Raw genomic sequence first — 17,772 nt, forward strand, 5'->3', positions numbered from 1 at the left:
CCCGCATGCCGCCATGCCGAGAACGAGAACCCCCATGAGTGCGGCCAGTGGCGCACCGCGTCGAAGTACGGAAAGCATCATGCCGGTTCTGACGTCTCGCTACTGGCACGGGTTCCGTTCGGGCGGTCCCGAACATGCCGCCGAACACGTCGGAGGACCCGGCTCCAGCAGGCGGGGAGCCGGGTCCTCTGGTACGACGGTCCGCGAGGCCGCGAGCGGTGCCCGTCGCACCGACGGTGTTGTCCGGTTGCCCGGATCACGCCGTCTGATCGATGAACGACCGAGTTCGCATCCGGTTACGGCCTGGTTCGTACAGGTTGCAGGCCGTTCCGCCATCGGTCGTTCGAGCCTTCCGTAGTTCGTGCGCTTTGGTCGTTCGAGCCACTGAGGTCCTGTCGGCTCCGGAAAGTCGCCGAAGTGGTCAGTCCGGTCGTGGTGCGGGGTCGGCCGTGACGGCCCGGAGGAACGGCCGGCTCAGCTCGCTGGCACCGACCACGGCGGCGAGGCCACCGAGCACGGTCAGTGCGAGCGTCACCAGCCCCTCCGGTCGCACCGGGTTGGCCAGCGCGAACGGCGCGGCCATCACCAGGCCGGTCACCAGCGCGCCGCCACCCATCACCACCAGCGGGATGAGCGTCTCGCGACGTCGGGCCGCATCCAGCACCCGAAGCGGCGTACCCGCCAACCGCAACAGTGCGAACGTCTGCCGGCGGTCGAGGATCGAGGACACGCCGGTGATGCCGGCGCTGACCGTACCCAGCAGGAACGACGCGATCAGGACGGTTCGCGCACCGGTCTGGATGTCGGTCAGCATTTGCTCGGTGCCCCGGTCGGCGTCCGCGGGGCTGGCGAACGGCCGGCCGGGTACCAGCCCGGCGAGCGACGTGCGTGCCTCGTCCGTTCGCTCCTGACCGCCGGGCACGGTGACGACCACCGAGCGGTACGCGGGTGCGCCGGTCGTGGAGCCGGCCGGCTCGGTGAGCCGCACGTGAGCACCCGGAATCCCGGCCAGCCGCTCCCGGGCGTCCGCGACCACGGCCGTCGCGTGCCGGGCCGGAACCTTGGCCCGCAGCTGGTCGTCGGTGGAGTGGCCGAGCCCGCCCGGCCCGGGGTTCAGCAGCACGGTGAACCCGGCCACGAACCCGGTCAGCGCGATCCCGTTCACCGTCCGCCAGGCCGAGCGCGGGTCGTCCATGAGCCGGCGGCCCGCGAGCAGCCGGGCCGGCCGGCGAGCACCGGCGGCCGCGATCCGGCCGACCAGCCCGACCACCCAGGGCCCGACCAGGTTGAGCGTCCAGAATCCGACGGCGAGCATCACCACGATCACCGTGAAGACGGTGGCGAACGAGCCTCGCATCAGCTTGCTGGCAAAGAGGAAGCCCACCACCGCCGCCACGAACGCGAGGACGCGGACGGCGCGCAGCCCCGGTGGCGTCTGCCGCCGGGCGACCCCCAGCGGACTGACCACGACCCGGCGCAGGCCGGCCACCGCGCTCACCCCGACGAGCACGACCACCGCCGCCACGACGGCGAGGACCAGCGGCACGCCGACCCACAGGTCACCAGCGGCCCACGTCCCGCCGGAGATCGAGATCCTGGTCAGCCCCGGGATCATCGCGACATACAGCAGCGCACCGGCGACCGCGCCGGCGAGCGCCGTCACCATCGACTCGGCGACCGTCATCGTCACCACCTGGCCGGGAGTGGCGCCCACCAGCCGAAGGGCCGCGAGCCGCTGGTCCCGGCGGGCCACGGTGAGGCGGGCGGCAGCGCCGCCGAAGACCAGCAGGGGTACACCGAGCAGCACTGTCGCCAGCCCGGTGAGGACGCGGTAGAAGCCGGCGGCATGGTTGGGCCGCCCGTCGTCGAAGGACGCGATCGGAGTCGGGCTGGTGGCGTCCGCCAGATCGCTGCGGTCTCCGTGCATGGCCGGATCGTCCGCCTGCCGGCCGACCACCGCGACGAGTTCGTCGCCGTGGACCAGCGCGTCGTCGCCGAGCAGGCCGGTCGGCGTACGTTCCGGGAACCGGTCGGCGAACTGGCCGGGCGGCATCGAGGCCGAGAGCCGGGCGAGCGCCGGCGACATCCAGACCTCGCCCGGTGCCGGGAAGCGGGCCATGCCCGGGGGCGCGGGCAGCGCGCCGGGACGGCCGTCCGCCCCGTCGGTGCCGTGCAGGGCGGCCAGGTCGACCACGGTCACCACCTGCCCGCGTACGTAGTCCAGGCTGGTGCCCTCCAGCGCCACGGCTTTCGACGGCGGGGCGGCGTGGTCGGGATGACGCCAGGCGTCCCGGTCGGCCCGGCCGGCGAACGCGACGTTCGCGGCGACGGCGGCGAGCAGCAACGCCGTGCACACCGCGACGGCGCCGGCCGTCAGGCCGACGGCGAGCAGCCCGCGCCGGCCGCCGACCCGCAGCAGGCGCAAGCTGAGGTTGACACTGGTCACCGGTACGCTCCCGTCCCGGCTGCCGGACCGGAGGCCTGCCCGACAGTGGGCAGCAGCCGGCCGTCGCGTACTTCCACGACCCGGTCGCAGGCGGCGGCGACGTTCGGGTCGTGCGTCACCACCACCAGGGCGGCGCCGTTGGCCCGGCTGGTCGACACCAGCAGTCGCATGGTCTCCTCGCCGGTCGCCTGGTCCAGGGCGCCGGTCGGTTCGTCGGCGAAGACGACAGCGGGCTCGATGACCAGTGCGCGGGCGAGGGCCACGCGTTGTGCCTGGCCGCCGGAGAGCTCTCCCGGCCGCCGTTTCTCCAACCCGGCCAGGCCGAGCGGCTCCACCCAGGCGTGCGCCCGGGCGACCGCCGCCCGCCGGGGCGTTCCGCCCAGCATCAGCGGCAGCGCGATGTTCTCCTCGGCAGGCAGCTCGGGCAGCAACTGGGCGAACTGGAAGACGAACCCGAACCGCGTCCGCCGCAGCCGGCTGCGTTCCCGTTCGCTCATGGTGTCCACCCGCCGCCCGCCGGCACTGCCGTCCCTCTCGTTCCCGCCGGTTCTGTCGTTCCCGCCGGTTCTGCCGTTCCCGCCGGTCCTGCCGCCGGCGTCGTGCAGGACGACCTCGCCGGCGTCGGGCCGGATGATCCCGGCGAGGCAGTGCAGCAAGGTGGACTTGCCCGAGCCGCTGGGGCCCATGATCGCCACCGACTCGGCCCGCCCCACCGTGAGGCTCACGTCGGCCAGGGCGACGGTCGTACCGAACCGCTTGCCCAGGCCGCGCCCGGACAGCGCCGGTGCGAACGGCGGACGCGGCAGCTCTGGCCGGCGGGCGAGGTTGCCGGTCCCCGAGGTCTGGTTGGTCTGCATGCCGGAAAGTCTTCCGGCGGGCAGGGGCCGGCCGCGTCGTCGGCAGGGCGCGCTTCGGTGGCCCCGAATGCCCGTACGGTCGCCGGGGTCGTCATACCTGCGGCGTACGGGATCGAGCCGGCCGGCTCCGTCGCCCCGAGGACGGCGATCACCAGGCACCCGTGATCGACCGCACGCCCACTAGACTCGCCGAGGTCAGTGCAGCCACTGCAAGGCCCGTACGGAAGGCCATCGTGACCGATCACGACCTCGTTCTCGTCGTCGACTACGGCGCGCAGTACGCCCAGCTCATCGCCCGCCGGGTGCGCGAGGCCCGGGTCTACTCCGAGATCGTTCCGCACACCACTCCGGTGGCGGACATTCTCGCCCGCAAGCCGAAGGCGATCATCCTGTCCGGCGGCCCGCAGTCGGTCTACGCACCGGGCGCGCCGCAGGTCGACCCGGCGCTGTTCGAGGCCGGGGTGCCGGCGTTCGGCATCTGCTACGGCTTCCAGGCGATGGCCCGCAGCCTCGGCGGGGAGGTGGCCCACACCGGTGCGCGCGAGTACGGCCGTACCCGGGTCGACGTCACCGCGCCCGGCACCCTGCTGGCGGACCTGCCGGCGGAGCACACCGTCTGGATGTCGCACGGCGACTCGGTGACCGCGGCGCCGGAGGGTTTCGACGTGCTGGCCGCTACCGCGACCACGCCGGTGGCGGCGTTCGAGAACGTCGCCCGCGGCCAGGCCGGCGTGCAGTGGCACCCGGAGGTGCTGCACACCGAGCACGGGCAGAAGGTGCTCGAGCACTTCCTGCTGGAGATCGCCGGCTGCCAGCCGACCTGGACGATGCTCAACATCATCGACGAGCAGGTCGAACTCATCCGCAGGCAGGTCGGCGACGGCCGCGCCCTGTGCGCGCTGTCCGGGGGCGTCGACTCCGCGGTCGCCGCCGCGATCGTGGAGCGGGCCATCGGCGACCGCCTCACCTGCGTGTACGTCGACCACGGGATGATGCGGCTGGGCGAGACAGAACAGGTCAAGCGGGACTTCGAGGCGGTGTTCAGCGACCTGGACGTGGTCGACGCCTCCGACCAGTTCCTCGACGCACTGTCCGGGGTCGCCGATCCCGAGCAGAAGCGCAAGATCATCGGCCGGGAGTTCATCCGTACGTTCGAAGCCGCCGAGGTGCGGGTGTTCGGCGACCTGTCCGAGGGTCAGGCCGCGGTGGCCTACCTCGTGCAGGGCACGCTCTACCCCGACGTGGTGGAGTCCGGCGGCGGCGCGGGTGCCTCCAACATCAAGTCCCACCACAACGTCGGCGGCCTTCCCGACGACCTGAGGTTCGAGCTGATCGAGCCGTTGCGCACGCTCTTCAAGGACGAGGTACGCGCGGTCGGCGAGCAGCTCGGCCTTCCTCCGACCATGGTCTGGCGGCAACCGTTCCCCGGCCCGGGCCTCGGCATCCGGATCATCGGCGAGATCACCCGCGAACGCCTGGACATCCTCCGCCGGGCCGACGCGATCGCCCGGGAGGAGCTGACCGCCGCCGGGTTGGACCGCGACATCTGGCAGTTCCCCGTCGTCCTGCTGGCCGACGTGCGGTCGGTGGGGGTGCAGGGCGACCAGCGCACGTACGGCCACCCGATCGTGCTGCGCCCGGTCACCAGCGAGGACGCGATGACCGCCGACTGGGCGCGGCTGCCGTGGGACCTGGTCGAACGCGTCTCGACCCGCATCACCAACGAGGTCCTCGAGGTCAACCGCGTCGTGATCGACGTGACCAGTAAGCCGCCCGGCACCATCGAGTGGGAGTGAGCGGGGACTCCCGGATGCGAGCGGTCTGGTACGACACGTTCGGCGGACCGGTCTCCGTGCGCGAGGTGCCCTCCCCGCGGCCGGCTCCGCACGAGGCGGTGGTGGAGGTCGCCGCGACCGGGGTGTGCCGCAGTGACTGGCACGCCTGGCAGGGGCACGACTCCGACGTGAGCCTCCCGCACGTGGGCGGGCACGAGTTCGCCGGCGTGGTGGTCGAGGTCGGCGGGGAGGTTCGCGGCTTTCGGCCGGGTCAGCGGGTGACCGCGCCGTTCGTCCACGCCTGTGGCCGGTGCGCGCAGTGTGCCCGCGGCGACCACCAGATCTGCGCGCGGCAGACCCAGCCCGGGTTCACCAGGTGGGGGTCGTTCGCCGAGTACGTCGTCGTCGACCACGCCGATGTCAACCTGGTGTTGCTTCCGGACGCTCTGGAGTTCACCACCGCGGCCGGGCTGGGTTGCCGGTTCGGTACGGCCTATCGGGCGGTGCTGCGTCAAGGCAGGGTTGGCGCGGGTGACTGGGTGGCCGTGCACGGGTGCGGTGGCGCCGGGCTGTCCGCGGTCGAGGTGGCCGTGGCGGCGGGCGCGCGCGTGGTCGCGGTGGACGTCTCACCCGCGGCGCTCGACCTCGCCCGCGCGCTGGGTGCGGAGGAGGTGGTGGACGCCTCCGTCGACCCCGAACCCGCCGCGGTCGCCTCGGTGGTGCATGACCTGACCGACGGGGGAGCGCGGGTGTCACTGGACTGTCTGGGCTCCCCGTCCACCTGTGCGGCGTCGGTGCTCGGCCTGGCCCGGGGCGGCCGGCACGTCCAGGTGGGGTTGCTGCCAGGCGGCCCGACCCCGGTGCCGATGGACCGGGTGGTGGCGTACGAACTCGACGTGAGGGGCAGCCACGGACTCCCCGCCCACGAGTACCCCGCCATGCTCGACCTGGTGGCGGCGGGGCGCCTGCGGCCCGACCGGCTGGTCGGCAGGCTGATCGACCTCGCCGACGTACCGGCCGCGCTGGCGGCGATGGGTCCGGGCGGCCCACGCGGCGGAGCCACCGGCGCCGGGATGACGGTGGCCACGCTGCGGTGAGTCCGCAACACTGGAGCAATGCCCGAACACGCCAGCAGCACCCAGAGCCAGAGCGGGACCGCGAGCCAGGGCGGCGCCGCGCAGTTCGGCCGGGAGACCGGAGCGCACGGTGAGTTCGTCCGGCAGGCCAACCGGTTCACCGGGCGGATCACCGCCGACGGGTCGTCCGGCCTGCTCGCGGAGCCCGGCCGCTACCGCCTGGTGTGGTCGCGGGCCTGCCCGTGGGCGCACCGGTCGGTGATCCTCCGCCGGTTGCTCGGCCTCGAGGACGCCATCTCGCTCGCGACCGTCGACCCGATCCGCGACGAACGCGGCTGGAGGTTCACCCTCGACCCGGACGGACGGGACCCGGTGCTCGGCGTCGAGTTCCTCGCCGAGGCCTACCGAGCCACCGACCCTGACTTCCAGGGCCGGGTGACGGTGCCCTGCCTGGTCGACGAGCGAACCGGGCAGGTGGTGACCAACGACTATCCGCAGATCACCCTCGACTTCTCCACGCAGTGGAGGGCCTTCCACCGCCCGGACGCGCCCGACCTCTACCCCGAGGACCTGCGAGGCGAGATCGACGAGGTTGCCGACCTGGTCTTCCACGACGTCAACAACGGCGTCTACAAGTGCGGCTTCGCCACCTCGCAGGAGGCCTACGAGGCGGCGTACGACCGGCTCTTCGCCCGGCTGGACTGGCTGGAGGACCGCCTGCGCGACCAGCGCTACCTGTGCGGTGACCGGCTGACCGAGGCGGACGTACGGCTGTTCACCACGCTGGTGCGCTTCGACGCCGTCTACCACGGCCACTTCAAGTGCAATCGGAACAAGCTCACCGAGATGCCGGTGCTGTGGGCGTACGCGCGCGACCTCTACCAGACCCCGGGCTTCGGGGAGACCGTCGACTTCGACCAGATCAAGCGGCACTACTACGCCACCCACCACAAGATCAACCCTACCGGTGTGGTGCCCAAGGGGCCGGACGCGTCCGGCTGGGCGGTGCCGTCCGGGCGAGGCTGAAGGCACAACCCCGGAACGCCGACGACGCGGGCTTTTCGCCGAAGAGCCCGCGTCGTCGTCGTGGTGCCGGGGAAACGCTGGAGATGGTGGTCACGCCGTCGCCGTGTCCTCCTCGGGGACGATGATCCAGGCCGCGATGTAGAGCACGACGCCCGCACCGCCGAGGAGGATCGAGGCCGCCAGCGCGAGCCGGATGATCACCGGGTCCAGACCGGCGTAGCGCGCGATGCCGCCGCAGACACCGGCGATCATCCGCTCGTCCCTGGTCCGGACCAACTTCTTCTGGGTCGCAATCTCGTTCATGACTCCACCCTCGCGGACCGGAGCGGATGGGACGATCCGGAACGGTCCCGACCGCCCCCTGAGCCGACCCCGAGCGGTCCCCAGCGTGGGTCAACCGCTGCGGTCGGGGCGGCGCAACCGCCGGCTGCGCCGGATGGAGAGGAGTACGCCGAACAAGCCGGCACCGATGAGGATCATCGGCATCAGCCAGCCGAGGTCCCGCAGCCCGATCCCGCCGGCCGAGACCAGCAACCAGCTGAGCGCGATCCCGCAGCACACCAGCCCGGCGACCAGGGAAACGACGTCGGCACTGCGCCGTCGGGGGTCAGCCACGGTCCACCTCCAGGTGTCCCACGCCGAGGTCGACCTTGAGCCACAGGTCGCCGCCGCCGGTACCGTCCCTTCCCACGTCGGTCGTCCGGATGGTGTTGTCCGCACCCGAGCGAGTCTGGTGGAAGACCTTCAGGTCGCCGACTCCCACGTCGGCGTCGACGTGGACGTCGACCCGGGGCGGCACCCTGACCACGAGTTCGCCGGTGCCGAGGTCGACACTCGTCCGCACCTCCTGGCCGTCCCGCAGAGGCAACCGGGTCAGGTCCAGCCGGACCCGGCCGGTGGGGTAGTCGTAGCTGGGCCGGACCTGTTCCAGCGAGGTGGGCCGCACCCTGTGGTCGTGGGCGGCGGCGGTGACGCCGAAGTCCACAGCGGTCACCGGGACCAGCGCGACGGCGAGGATCGTCCCCACGGCGATGAGCCCGCGTGAACGCCCGAACCACGTACCGGCGATCAGCCCGAGGCCGACCACCGCCAGCGCCGCGGCGACGTACCCGCCGGCCGGGATCGTGACGGCGTACTTCCCGCTGGGCAGCCGGCTGTCCTCCTGCAGTCCGGCCAGTGCCGCGCAGACGACGAGTGCGGCCAGCATGGTCACGAGGAACAGCACGAAGCGCCGCCGCCGCGGGGGAGGAGGCGGTGGCACGGGGGCGCCCCCGGCTTCCGGCCGGCTCGCGGGCCCTCCGTCCGCCCCGCCCTCGGCCTCGGCGCCTGCGCCGAGGCCGAGCGGGTCGGGCTGGTCCCAGAATCCCGGAGGCGCGGGCTGTGCGGCCCGCCACGAGCCGACCTGGAGCGGACGGGTGTGCGTGCCGGCGTCGTGCGGGCCCTGCGGGGCCTGTTGGCCCGGTGCCTGCGCCGGCTGACCGGGCGGCGGCGCCGGTGCGGGCGTGGTGGCCAGCGGCTGGGTGACGTGCGAGTCCGGGTCGGCCGCGGCGCCGGTCTCCTCGGCGGTGCCGGGGTGGCCGAGGCCGTCGGCGACCTCCGAGAGCGGTCGGGTCATCGCGGTGGTGGGCGCCTCCGCCGTCGGCACGGTCGCGCCGGTCGGTACGCCGCCACCAGGCGGGGTGCTCCCACTCGGGGGCACTGGCCCGCCGGGTGCGGCGCCCTCCGGTGGGGCCTCGGGAGCCTGGACGCGGTCGGACTGTCGGCGAAGCAGCGCGACCAGCCCCAGGATGCTGAGCACCAGTAGCGCGGGTACGTGCCAGGGGAGTCCCCACCAGGGAATGCTCACCACGACCAGGCCGATCACGACCAGACCGGCCACGAACACCGGGCCGTCCGGCTTGCCGTCCCGGCGCCGGCCGAGTTGCTGCTCCAGGATCGAGCGGTCCTCGCCCACGCGGGGGATCAGCACCCAGCCCGCGGCGTACAGCAGAAGGCCGACACCACCGAACGGCGCCAGCACCGCGAGCACCACGCGAAGCAGCACGGGGTCGACCTGGAGCTCACGCCCGAGGCCGGCACACACCCCGCCGACCACCCGTCCCTCGTCGCTTCGGTGCAGCCGGCGCAGGTCGCGAACCACGCCGTCGGTACGTCGCGCGTCGCGGTCGTCACGCCCGCGTCGGTCGCTCCCGTCGCGCTCCTGACCGCCACCGTCGGCGCTCGCCCGGTTTCCGGCAGGAATGCCGGAGCCGCCCGATGCGCCCGGTGCGCCCGGAGTGCCCGATGCGCCTGGCTCGGCGCGCTCACCGCCCCGCCCGCGTCCACCGCCTCCGGCGGGTACGCCGCCACCGGGCGCGGGGGCGCCGCGTTCCGGGGGCGGAGTCGTGTCAGCCATCCTTAGATCCTTCGCCGTGACCGTCGCAGCCGCATCCGGGATGTCCCTGGGCTTGCCCCCTCGGGCCTCCGGAGCCGACAGGGGGCGTCCCGGTGGCTCCGCGGGCCCTGCTCATGTGACCATCGTCGGGAGACTGCCCGAGGAGGATCCCATCTTCACCGACCCGAGTGCCGGAACCCTCGGTACCCCCACTGCCGCGGCGGGCGCGTTCGACGCGCCCCCGCGCTGTGTACGGCGTACCGACGGAAAGGTCATGGGCGGAGTGGCCGGCGGGCTGGCCGACCATCTGGGGCTGCAGCCCATCCACGTGCGGCTGGGGTTCATCGGACTGGCCATGATGGGCGGCTTCGGCCTCCTCCTGTACGCCGCGCTGTGGGTGGTCCTCCCCCAGGACACCGCCGTACGCACGGCCGCACAACCGGCCGGGGTCGAGGCGGCCACCCGGCAGGGCAAACGCACCGAGGGGCCACGGCGCCGCCGCGTGCAGGATCCCGGGCAGCTGGTGTCGATCGCCGTCCTGGCGATCGGCGTGATCGCACTCTTCCCGCACCTGGGCGGAGTCTCCACGCAGGTGTTCTGGCCCCTGCTGGTCGGCGGGGGCGGGCTGGCGTTGCTGTGGCGGCAGGCCGACGAGTCCCAGCGGGTGCGCTGGACCTCCTCGGCGCCGACGAAGCTGCGCTGGCTCTGGCCGCTGTTCATGACCGGCGGCTGGGTCACCGTCCTGCGCACCGGCGTCGGTCTCCTCCTCGTCGTCGTGGCGCTGACGTGGGGTGTGTCCTCGGCCGCCGGGATGAACGCCGTCAGCGCCGGGCTCCCGGTCCTCCTCGGCGCCGCGATCGGGCTGGTCCTCATCGCCGGTCCCTGGATGTGGCGCCTGGTCGGCGACCTTTCCGAGGAACGGCGGGAGCGGATCCGGTCCCAGGAACGCGCCGACATGGCAGCGCACCTGCACGACTCGGTCCTCCAGACGCTCGCACTGATCCAGAAGCAGGCGCACGACCAGCGGGCGGTGGTCCGGCTCGCGCGGTCCCAGGAACGCGACCTTCGGCAGTGGCTGTACGGCGACCAGGAGGACGCGGACGCCACCCTGCGCAGCGAGTTGCGGCGGGTCGCGGCGGAGGTGGAGGACAAGCACGGCGTACCCGTCGAGGTCGTGATGGTGGGCGACGCGCCCCTCGACCCGGCACTGACCGCGGTCGTCCGCGCTGCCGGGGAGGCGATGGTGAACGCCGCCAAGCACTCCGGCGCGCCTAGGATCGACGTCTACGCCGAGGTGGAGGAGAACCACGTGGAGGTCTACGTCCGGGACCGCGGGGTGGGCTTCGACCCCGACCGCGTGGGCGAGGACCGCCTCGGCGTACGCCGGAGCATCTACGAACGCATGGAACGCCACGGCGGCCGGGCACAGGTGCGCAGCGGCCCGGGCGAGGGCACAGAGGTGCGCCTCGTCGTGGACCGTGACCCCCGAGTACGAGCCGACCAGACCAGATCAGGTCAGAGCGGTCGACGGTGAGAGGAAGAACCGTGAGCACGAACCCCGACAGCAGGCGCCGCATCGTCCTGGTCGACGACCACGCGATGTTCCGGACCGGCGTACGCACCGAGATCGGTGCCGCCGTGGACATCGTGGGGGAGGCCGGTGACGTCGACGAGGCGGTCAAGGTGATCCTCGAGACCAAGCCCGAGGTCGTGCTGCTGGACGTGCACCTTCCCGGTGGTGGCGGCGCCGAGGTGGCCCGCCGGGTGCTGGCCACCGACCCGGACGTGCGCTTCCTCGCGCTGAGCGTGTCCGACGCCCCGGAGGACGTCATCGGGGTGATCCGGGCCGGTGCGCGCGGTTACGTCACCAAGACGATCACCGGTGAGGAGATCGTCGACGGGGTACGCCGGATCGCCGACGGGGACGCGGTGTTCTCCCCGCGGCTGGCGGGCTTCGTGCTGGACGCGTTCGCCGGCGCCGTCGACCCCGGCAGCATCGACGAGGAGCTGGACCGGCTGACGCAGCGGGAGCGTGAGGTGCTCCGGCTGATCGCCCGCGGCTACGCGTACAAGGAGGTGGCGAAGGAGCTCTTCATCTCGGTGAAGACCGTGGAGACCCACGTGTCCTCGGTGCTGCGCAAGCTGCAGTTGTCGAACCGCTACGAGTTGACCCGCTGGGCGACCGACCGCCGCCTGGTGTGACCCGGGCCGGGTCCCGGAAACCAGGGGCCGGGCGGGATCACGGTGCGGTGTCGGGCCGCTAGTACTACCTGCTGTAGTATCGCGCACTCATGTCGCCGCACGCGCAGGGAAGGCAGGCACCGCCACCGTGGAGTTCCTTCGCCATCTGCTCCTTTTCCTCCACTTCGTCGGACTGGCGAGCCTGCTCGGCGGGCTGCTGGTGCAGATGAAGGGTCCCGACCGCAGGATCCTGCCCGCGATCCTGCACGGGGCGCTGACGCAGCTGGTGACGGGCGTACTCCTCGTCGGCGTCATCCAGGGCGGCCTCGGCGAGCACGTCAACAACTCCAAGATCGGTGTGAAGCTGATCGTCGTCCTGATCATCACGGTGCTCGCCTGGGTCAACCGCAGGAAGCCCACGATCGCCACCGGGTGGTTCTTCGGGCTCACCGCGCTCACGCTGCTCAACGTCGCGGTCGCGGTCTTCTGGCGCTGACCCGCGAGGCCCTGGCCGGCCGAGGGGTTCGCCGGCCGTCGGCCGGGCTCCACCGGATGTCAGCCGGTCTCCACCACGAAGTAGCCCTCGGCGAGGTGGCCCTGCGGTAGTCCCGCCGTGGCGGCCACCCGGCCGAACCCCTCGCGCAGCCGCGGCTCGAGCTGGTCCGGCTCGGGGTGCTGGCTCTGGTGGGCGTACAACGCCGCCATCTTCTTGTCGAACGTCTCGGTGACGTCGACGACGTGGTTGGTGGTCGGGTGACCCGACAGCCACACCTCCCGGACCGTCCACGCCGCCAGCCCTTCCTCGGCGAGTTCGGGGAAGGCGTAGGGATTGCGGGCCGCCGGGTAGACCGCGCGCACCGCCGCCTCGCCGGCGGCCAGATGGTCGGGGTGGCTGCGGGCGATGAACGACCAGTCGCGTTCGGGACTTTGGGTGAGTACGCGCTCCGGGCGTACCTCGCGGATGACCCGGGTGAGCGCGCGCACGAGATCGGCGTTCGCCTCGAGCTCGCCGTCGACCAGGCCCAGGAACCGTACGTCGTGCACACCGACGCGTCGTGCCGCCTCGGTCTGCTCGGCTCGCCGGATCTCCGGGATCTTCGAACGCGGCACGTGATCCTCGAATCCGCCGGCCTGGCCGTCGGTGCAGATGCAGTAGACGACCTCCAGGCCGGCGGCGGTGAAGTGGGCGATCGTGCCGGCCGCGCCGAAGTCGACGTCGTCGGGATGTGCCGTGATGACGAGTACGCGGCTGATCTCGGAGTCGGGGTGAACGAGGGTCACCCGCGTGAACCTACCAAGCCCCCACCGGAACGTCCGACCACACCGGGAGTGCTGGACACCGCGCGGTCCGGTGACACCACGTCGAGTTCGTACGTGTGGTCCAGCGACCGGTGACCGGACCTCCAGGGCACCAAAATGGTGGGCAGAACTGATCGGCCGGATCATGCGGTCGAACTATCCGGTCGAAGCAACCGGCCGAATCCGCAGGAATTCCGAAACCGGTATCAAATCGGCCCGTCGAAGCTCGAATTCCGTCGGCCAGAACCGAACAACGTCCGACACTGGTGGGGGCGGCTCCGGGTGACCGGGCCGTCCCAATTCCCTTTCCTGCAAAGGATCTGCCCGGCCGCTGGTCCCCGGCTCACGGGACCCGCCGGGACTGGTGACGCCTCACCCCCTCATTCACGCTGGCAGTGACTCGGGGGAGTGATGGGCGATGGCCGGAACGCGGGCAGCCACGCGCTGGCGTGGACTCGTCGTACGAGTTTCCTCACTCGTACACGGCGATTCCGGAAGGCAGTTGACGGTCGGTCCCCGGGTCGGCCGGGGCGCCACGATCCGGTTGCGTCGAGCGGCGACGGCGGCCGGAGTCATCGTCGTCGGGCTCGCGCTGGTCAGGTGTGCGCCGTCGGACCCTCGGGATCCTTCGGCCGACCCGCACCAGCCGACGGCGAGTTCGGTCGCCCGGGCCACACCGCCGAGCGAGTTGCCCCGTCAGACCGGGTCACCGTCCGGGTCGCCCTCGTCGTCCCCCGGGTCGCCCTCGTCGTCCCCCGGTTCGCCCTCGTCCTCTGGTTCGCCCTCGCCGAGTGCACCGGAGGGTGGCGTCACCTCCCCGGCTCCCACCTCGACCGGACGGCCGACCCTGCCCGGTGACTCCATTTCCGGCACCCCCGACTCCCCGTCGACCCCGGGCCACACCCCGGGGCCGGGAGCGACCACGGGCCCGAAGGTTCTCTACCTCACGTTCGACGACGGCCCGAGCGAGTGGACGCCGAAGATCCTCGAGGTGCTCGCCCGGCACAACGCGAAGGCGACGTTCTTCGAACTGGGTCAGCTGCAGAAGGAGTTCCCGGCTTTCGTCGACCAGGTGCGCAAGGCCGGGCACACCATCGGAAACCACACCTTCGACCACGCGTCGCTGCCGTCGCGGTCGTGGTCGGGGATGCAGCAGGAGATCAAGGGCGGTCCGGCTTCGAAGTGCCTGCGTCCGCCGTACGGCGCGACGAACTCAGACGTCCGCTCGATCGCCGACGAACTGAAGATGCGGGTGGTGCTGTGGGACGTCGACACCCGTGACTGGACGCGGCCCGGCTCGGCCACCATCGAACGGCGGGCCGTGGAAGGTGCGCGCCCGGGCGCGATCGTGCTGATGCACGACGGCGGGGGCGATCGGCAACAGACCGTCGACGCGCTGGAGATTGTCCTGACCAGGTTGGGCAAGCAGGGATACGTGTTCCGCTCCCTCGACTGCTGAGCCGGACCGCTGAGCCGGACCGCTGACCCGGACCGCTGACCCGGACCGCTGACCCGGACCGCTGGCCCTGCAGTTGCCCGAAGGGCGGTCGTGATCGCGGACCGCCTTGCCCGCTTGGGTTTTGAGTTCACGACCTGAACAGATCGGCGTCCGATCCCGGCCGTGACCGATCCTGGTCGCCCATGGGCTGGCGACTTTCTGCCATCCGGGCTCGACGCTGTCCATGATGGGCCTTCCGGACCTGGCAGGGGCGAAGGCGTGTCCGCGCCCGCCGCTCGAGCCAGGTCGCTGAGCCGTGCCGAAGCGGAGCGCGGCTTCGTTCGCAAGGAAGGTGTGACGGATGGTGTATGGCAACGGCGTCAGCAGGCGCGGTTTTCTGTACGGCTCGGCGGTGGCCGCCGGGTCGCTCATGTTGGCCGCGTGCTCGGGCAACGACTCCACCGGCGGGAACGGCGGGTCGGGCAAGAAGGCCGCGGGCGGCGGTGCGGGGCCCGGGCAAACGCCCAAGGGGTCGGCGAAAAAGCCGCTCGCCCCACCGAAGAAGTTCTCCGAGGCGCCGTCCCTCAGCGAGCAGGTCAAGGCGGGCAAGCTTCCTGCGCTGGAGAAGCGGCTGCCCTCCACGCCGTACGTCATTCCCCACCACTGGGCCGAACCGGGCAACTACGGCGGCCAGCTCCAGATGGTGATCGACGCCAGCAACTCCGGCGCCATCAAGGAGTACTCCTACGGTCACTCGTTGCTGCGGTTCCTCAACGACGGTCTGGACATCGGGCCCGGCCTGGTCGAGAGCTGGGAGTCCAACGCCGACGCCTCGGACTGGACGTTCCACTTCCGCAAGGGCCTGAAGTGGTCCGACGGCCAGCCGTGGACGACCGCCGACATCATGTACTGGTGGAACGACATGGTGCTCAACACCGAGCACCCGGAGGTCCCGCCGGACGACGTGCGCTCCGGCCGCGACACCGTGGCGACGCTCACCGCGCCCGACGACTACACGCTGCGGATGAAGTTCGACGCGCCCGCGCCGATCACGCCGGAGCGCCTCGCGGCCTGGGTCAACCGCGGCATCGGCCCGCAGTGGATGGCACCCAAGCATGTGCTGATGAAGTACCACCCCACGTACAACAAGAAGATCAAGGGCAAGGACTGGTACGTCAAGCACGACTTGCACCTGGACTGGCAGCTCAACCCGGGCTCGCCGGTGATGACCGGCTGGTACGTCAAGAGCTACGAAGAGGGCCGCAGTGTGGTCCTCGAACGCAACCCCTACTACTGGGTGGTCGACAAGGACGGCAAGCAGCTGCCCTACATCGACGAGGTCCGGTTCAACGTGGTGAAGGACCCGCAGGTCCAGAAGCTGCAGATGAGCAACGGCCGGTACGACTACGTGCACGGTGGCCACACCAGCCTGGTCCTGGGTGACATCTCCGGGCTCAAGCAGGCCGAGAAGCGCACCGGAGTCCAGGTCAGCTTCTGGGACAGTGGATCCGGCACGGGTTCCATCTGCTTCCTCAACTACGACTACCCCGACGACAAGATGCGCGAGGTGATCCGCAAGCCGGAGTTCCGGCAGGCGCTCTCACACGCCATCAACCGGCCGGACGCGCGTAAGGCGATCTACTTCGACACCGGCGAGGTGACCACCGGAACGCTCAGCCCCAAGGGGCAGATGTTCACCATCAACGACGAGGCGAAGCAGAAGTACACGCAATGGCGGGACGCGTACGTGAAGTACGACCCGGCCAAGGCCAAGTCGATGCTGGACAAGCTGGGCCTGGTCGACAAGAACGGCGACGGCAAGCGCGAGTTGCCTGACGGCTCCAAGCTGCAGATCTCCCTGGACTACCCGGCCGACGCCAGCGCAGAGCACGTCCAGAAGAACAACCACCTCAAGCGTGACTGGGAGGCTGTCGGCATCAAGACGGTCATCAACCCGGTTCCGCCGGAGGCGTTCGGCGACCGGTGGGGCCGCGGTGAACTGATGACCACCACCGCCTGGGAGGTGGGCGACTGCTCGCCGCTGATCTACCCCGGTTGGGTGATTCCGGTCGAGACCGGTCACTGGGCCCCGCTGCACGGACAGGCGTTCACCATGCAGACCGGTGACCCGAAGAAGCTGAAGTCGCAGGCCAACCTGTCGCCGTGGAAGCGGACGCCGCCGTGGATGCTGCCCGAGAAGGGCGACCCGATCGACCGGCTGTGGAAGCTGTACGCCCAGGCCCGGGTCGAGCCGGACAACATGAAGCGGATCCAGATCATGTGGGAGATCGAGAAGATCCACATCGACGACGGCCCGTTCTTCTTCGGCATCGTCGCCAACTACCCGCGCATCGTGCTGACCCGCAAGGGCCTGCACAACGTTCCGAAGAAGGAGAACCTCGCGCTCGGCGGCTGGGTGAACCCCTGGATCCTGCCGTCCCCGGCGGTGTACGACCCGGAGCTGTACTTCTGGGACAAGCCTGAGGAGCACAAGGTCTGAGCAGTCGTGAAAGGCCCGCCACCCCGGACCCGGGCGTGGCGGGCTTTTCCCTGTCGGCGACCTGTCCGACGATGGCGTCATGCTGATCCGTCACCGGGGTGCCGAGCCGACCGTCCACGAGTCGGCCTACGTCGCCCCCAACGCAACCCTGGTCGGCCGGATCGTGGTCGGACCTCGGGCCAGGATCATGTACGGCGCCGTCCTGGACGCCGAGGGTTCCTCGGTCGAGGTGGGCGAGTCGTGCGTCGTCGCCGAGCACGCCGTCCTGCGGGCCAGTGCGATCGGAGACGAGGAGCGTCCCGTCCGGCTTGCCGACCACGTGTTCGTCGGACCGCACGCGACCGTGCTGGGCTGCACCGTGGAACGCTGCTGTTACCTCGCCGCCAACGTCACCGTGCTGCACGGTGCCCGCCTCGGGCCGGGCGCGAGCATCGCGGTCGGCGCACTGGTGCACGCCCGAACGTTCGTACCCGACGGGTTCTTCGTGCCGCCTCACACGCTCGCGGCCGGCGACCCGGCCCGGGTGGTCACGCCCGACCAGCGGGAGGATGCCGCGGCGGCCGTACGCGACGCCGGCTTCGCGGCCGCGGCGTTCGGGGTGAGCGCCGACTGGGAGGACCGGCCGCGACGCTACGAAGCTGCCACCGAGGCCCGCTCGGCGGAGTTCGCCGCCCACCGCGACGACGAGCCGCTGACCCCGGGCGCGCCGTAGGGCAGGCGGTCGGCGGCGGCCGCTTGGGCGGATGGACGGTCCGGAGCGACCGGCGCCGTCCGGACATGTCCGGCCTGTCGGGTGGCGG

At 71.5% G+C, this 17,772-nt stretch carries 16 protein-coding genes; 9 read left to right on the forward strand and 7 right to left on the reverse strand.

Going from position 1 to position 17,772, the window contains the following annotated elements; genetic code table 11:
- Positions 1-421 precede the first annotated feature (421 nt).
- Complete coding sequence (locus BLU27_RS13815; RefSeq protein ID WP_092653921.1) at positions 422-2,446, reverse strand: FtsX-like permease family protein; 2,025 nt, start codon at positions 2,444-2,446, stop codon at positions 422-424.
- Entirely contained in the window at positions 2,443-3,303 is an 861-nt protein-coding gene (locus BLU27_RS13820; RefSeq protein WP_092653923.1) for an ABC transporter ATP-binding protein, read from the reverse strand. Before BLU27_RS13820 ends, BLU27_RS13815 begins: the two co-directional genes overlap by 4 nt.
- Before the next feature lie 230 nt (positions 3,304-3,533).
- Here BLU27_RS13820 and guaA point away from each other — a divergent pair, with 230 nt between their 5' ends.
- Genes guaA through BLU27_RS13835 form a run of 3 tightly spaced genes read left to right on the forward strand, consistent with a single transcriptional unit; the run spans position 3,534 to position 7,180 of the window.
- Complete coding sequence (guaA, locus tag BLU27_RS13825; protein ID WP_092657666.1) at positions 3,534-5,099, forward strand: glutamine-hydrolyzing GMP synthase; 1,566 nt, start codon at positions 3,534-3,536, stop codon at positions 5,097-5,099.
- A gap of 14 nt (positions 5,100-5,113) precedes the next feature.
- Positions 5,114-6,175: an alcohol dehydrogenase catalytic domain-containing protein gene (locus tag BLU27_RS13830; protein WP_092657668.1), complete on the forward strand. Its 1,062-nt coding sequence runs from the start codon at positions 5,114-5,116 to the stop codon at positions 6,173-6,175.
- Positions 6,176-6,193: 18 nt separating this feature from the next.
- Positions 6,194-7,180, forward strand: coding sequence for a glutathione S-transferase family protein (locus tag BLU27_RS13835; RefSeq protein ID WP_092653925.1), 987 nt, complete (start codon positions 6,194-6,196; stop codon positions 7,178-7,180).
- Between the two features lie 90 nt (positions 7,181-7,270).
- Here the strand turns inward: BLU27_RS13835 and BLU27_RS29550 are convergent, their stop codons facing one another.
- From BLU27_RS29550 to BLU27_RS30880, 3 genes are all read right to left on the reverse strand, one after another.
- Positions 7,271-7,483, reverse strand: coding sequence for a PspC domain-containing protein (locus BLU27_RS29550; RefSeq protein WP_172804949.1), 213 nt, complete (start codon positions 7,481-7,483; stop codon positions 7,271-7,273).
- A gap of 90 nt (positions 7,484-7,573) precedes the next feature.
- On the reverse strand, positions 7,574-7,795 hold the full coding sequence (locus BLU27_RS13845) for a hypothetical protein (protein WP_092653927.1): 222 nt from the start codon (positions 7,793-7,795) through the stop codon (positions 7,574-7,576).
- Complete coding sequence (locus tag BLU27_RS30880; protein ID WP_092653929.1) at positions 7,788-9,575, reverse strand: PspC domain-containing protein; 1,788 nt, start codon at positions 9,573-9,575, stop codon at positions 7,788-7,790. The genes BLU27_RS13845 and BLU27_RS30880 overlap by 8 nt, the downstream gene beginning before the upstream one ends.
- Before the next feature lie 115 nt (positions 9,576-9,690).
- Between BLU27_RS30880 and BLU27_RS13855 the strand changes: the two genes are divergently transcribed.
- The 3 genes from BLU27_RS13855 to BLU27_RS13865 all read left to right on the forward strand — a co-directional run bounded on the left by BLU27_RS13855 (position 9,691) and on the right by BLU27_RS13865 (position 12,231).
- Positions 9,691-11,088, forward strand: a complete 1,398-nt coding sequence (locus BLU27_RS13855; protein WP_241827957.1) for an ATP-binding protein — start codon at positions 9,691-9,693, stop codon at positions 11,086-11,088.
- An 11-nt stretch (positions 11,089-11,099) separates the two neighbouring features.
- Entirely contained in the window at positions 11,100-11,756 is a 657-nt protein-coding gene (locus BLU27_RS13860; protein ID WP_277869296.1) for a LuxR C-terminal-related transcriptional regulator, read from the forward strand.
- A gap of 127 nt (positions 11,757-11,883) precedes the next feature.
- Positions 11,884-12,231, forward strand: coding sequence for a hypothetical protein (locus BLU27_RS13865; RefSeq protein WP_092653933.1), 348 nt, complete (start codon positions 11,884-11,886; stop codon positions 12,229-12,231).
- Between the two features lie 59 nt (positions 12,232-12,290).
- Here BLU27_RS13865 and BLU27_RS13870 read toward each other — a convergent pair whose 3' ends face one another.
- Entirely contained in the window at positions 12,291-13,016 is a 726-nt protein-coding gene (locus tag BLU27_RS13870) for a PIG-L deacetylase family protein (protein WP_197681828.1), read from the reverse strand.
- A gap of 714 nt (positions 13,017-13,730) precedes the next feature.
- A complete protein-coding gene (locus BLU27_RS30420) occupies positions 13,731-13,907 on the reverse strand; it encodes a hypothetical protein (RefSeq protein WP_172804831.1) in 177 nt (58 codons plus the stop codon).
- Between BLU27_RS30420 and BLU27_RS30425 the strand changes: the two genes are divergently transcribed.
- The 3 genes from BLU27_RS30425 (at position 13,897) to BLU27_RS13885 (ending at position 17,684) form a co-directional block, all read left to right on the forward strand.
- Entirely contained in the window at positions 13,897-14,493 is a 597-nt protein-coding gene (locus BLU27_RS30425; protein ID WP_172805102.1) for a polysaccharide deacetylase family protein, read from the forward strand. The genes BLU27_RS30420 and BLU27_RS30425 overlap by 11 nt on opposite strands.
- A 340-nt stretch (positions 14,494-14,833) precedes the next feature.
- Complete coding sequence (locus BLU27_RS13880; protein ID WP_092653939.1) at positions 14,834-16,972, forward strand: ABC transporter substrate-binding protein; 2,139 nt, start codon at positions 14,834-14,836, stop codon at positions 16,970-16,972.
- Positions 16,973-17,051: 79 nt separating this feature from the next.
- Positions 17,052-17,684: a gamma carbonic anhydrase family protein gene (locus BLU27_RS13885; RefSeq protein WP_092653941.1), complete on the forward strand. Its 633-nt coding sequence runs from the start codon at positions 17,052-17,054 to the stop codon at positions 17,682-17,684.
- The last annotated feature ends 88 nt before the right edge of the window (positions 17,685-17,772 follow it).

This window comes from Actinopolymorpha singaporensis (genome assembly GCF_900104745.1).
In the GTDB taxonomy this organism is placed as follows: Bacteria; Actinomycetota; Actinomycetes; order Propionibacteriales; family Actinopolymorphaceae; genus Actinopolymorpha; species Actinopolymorpha singaporensis.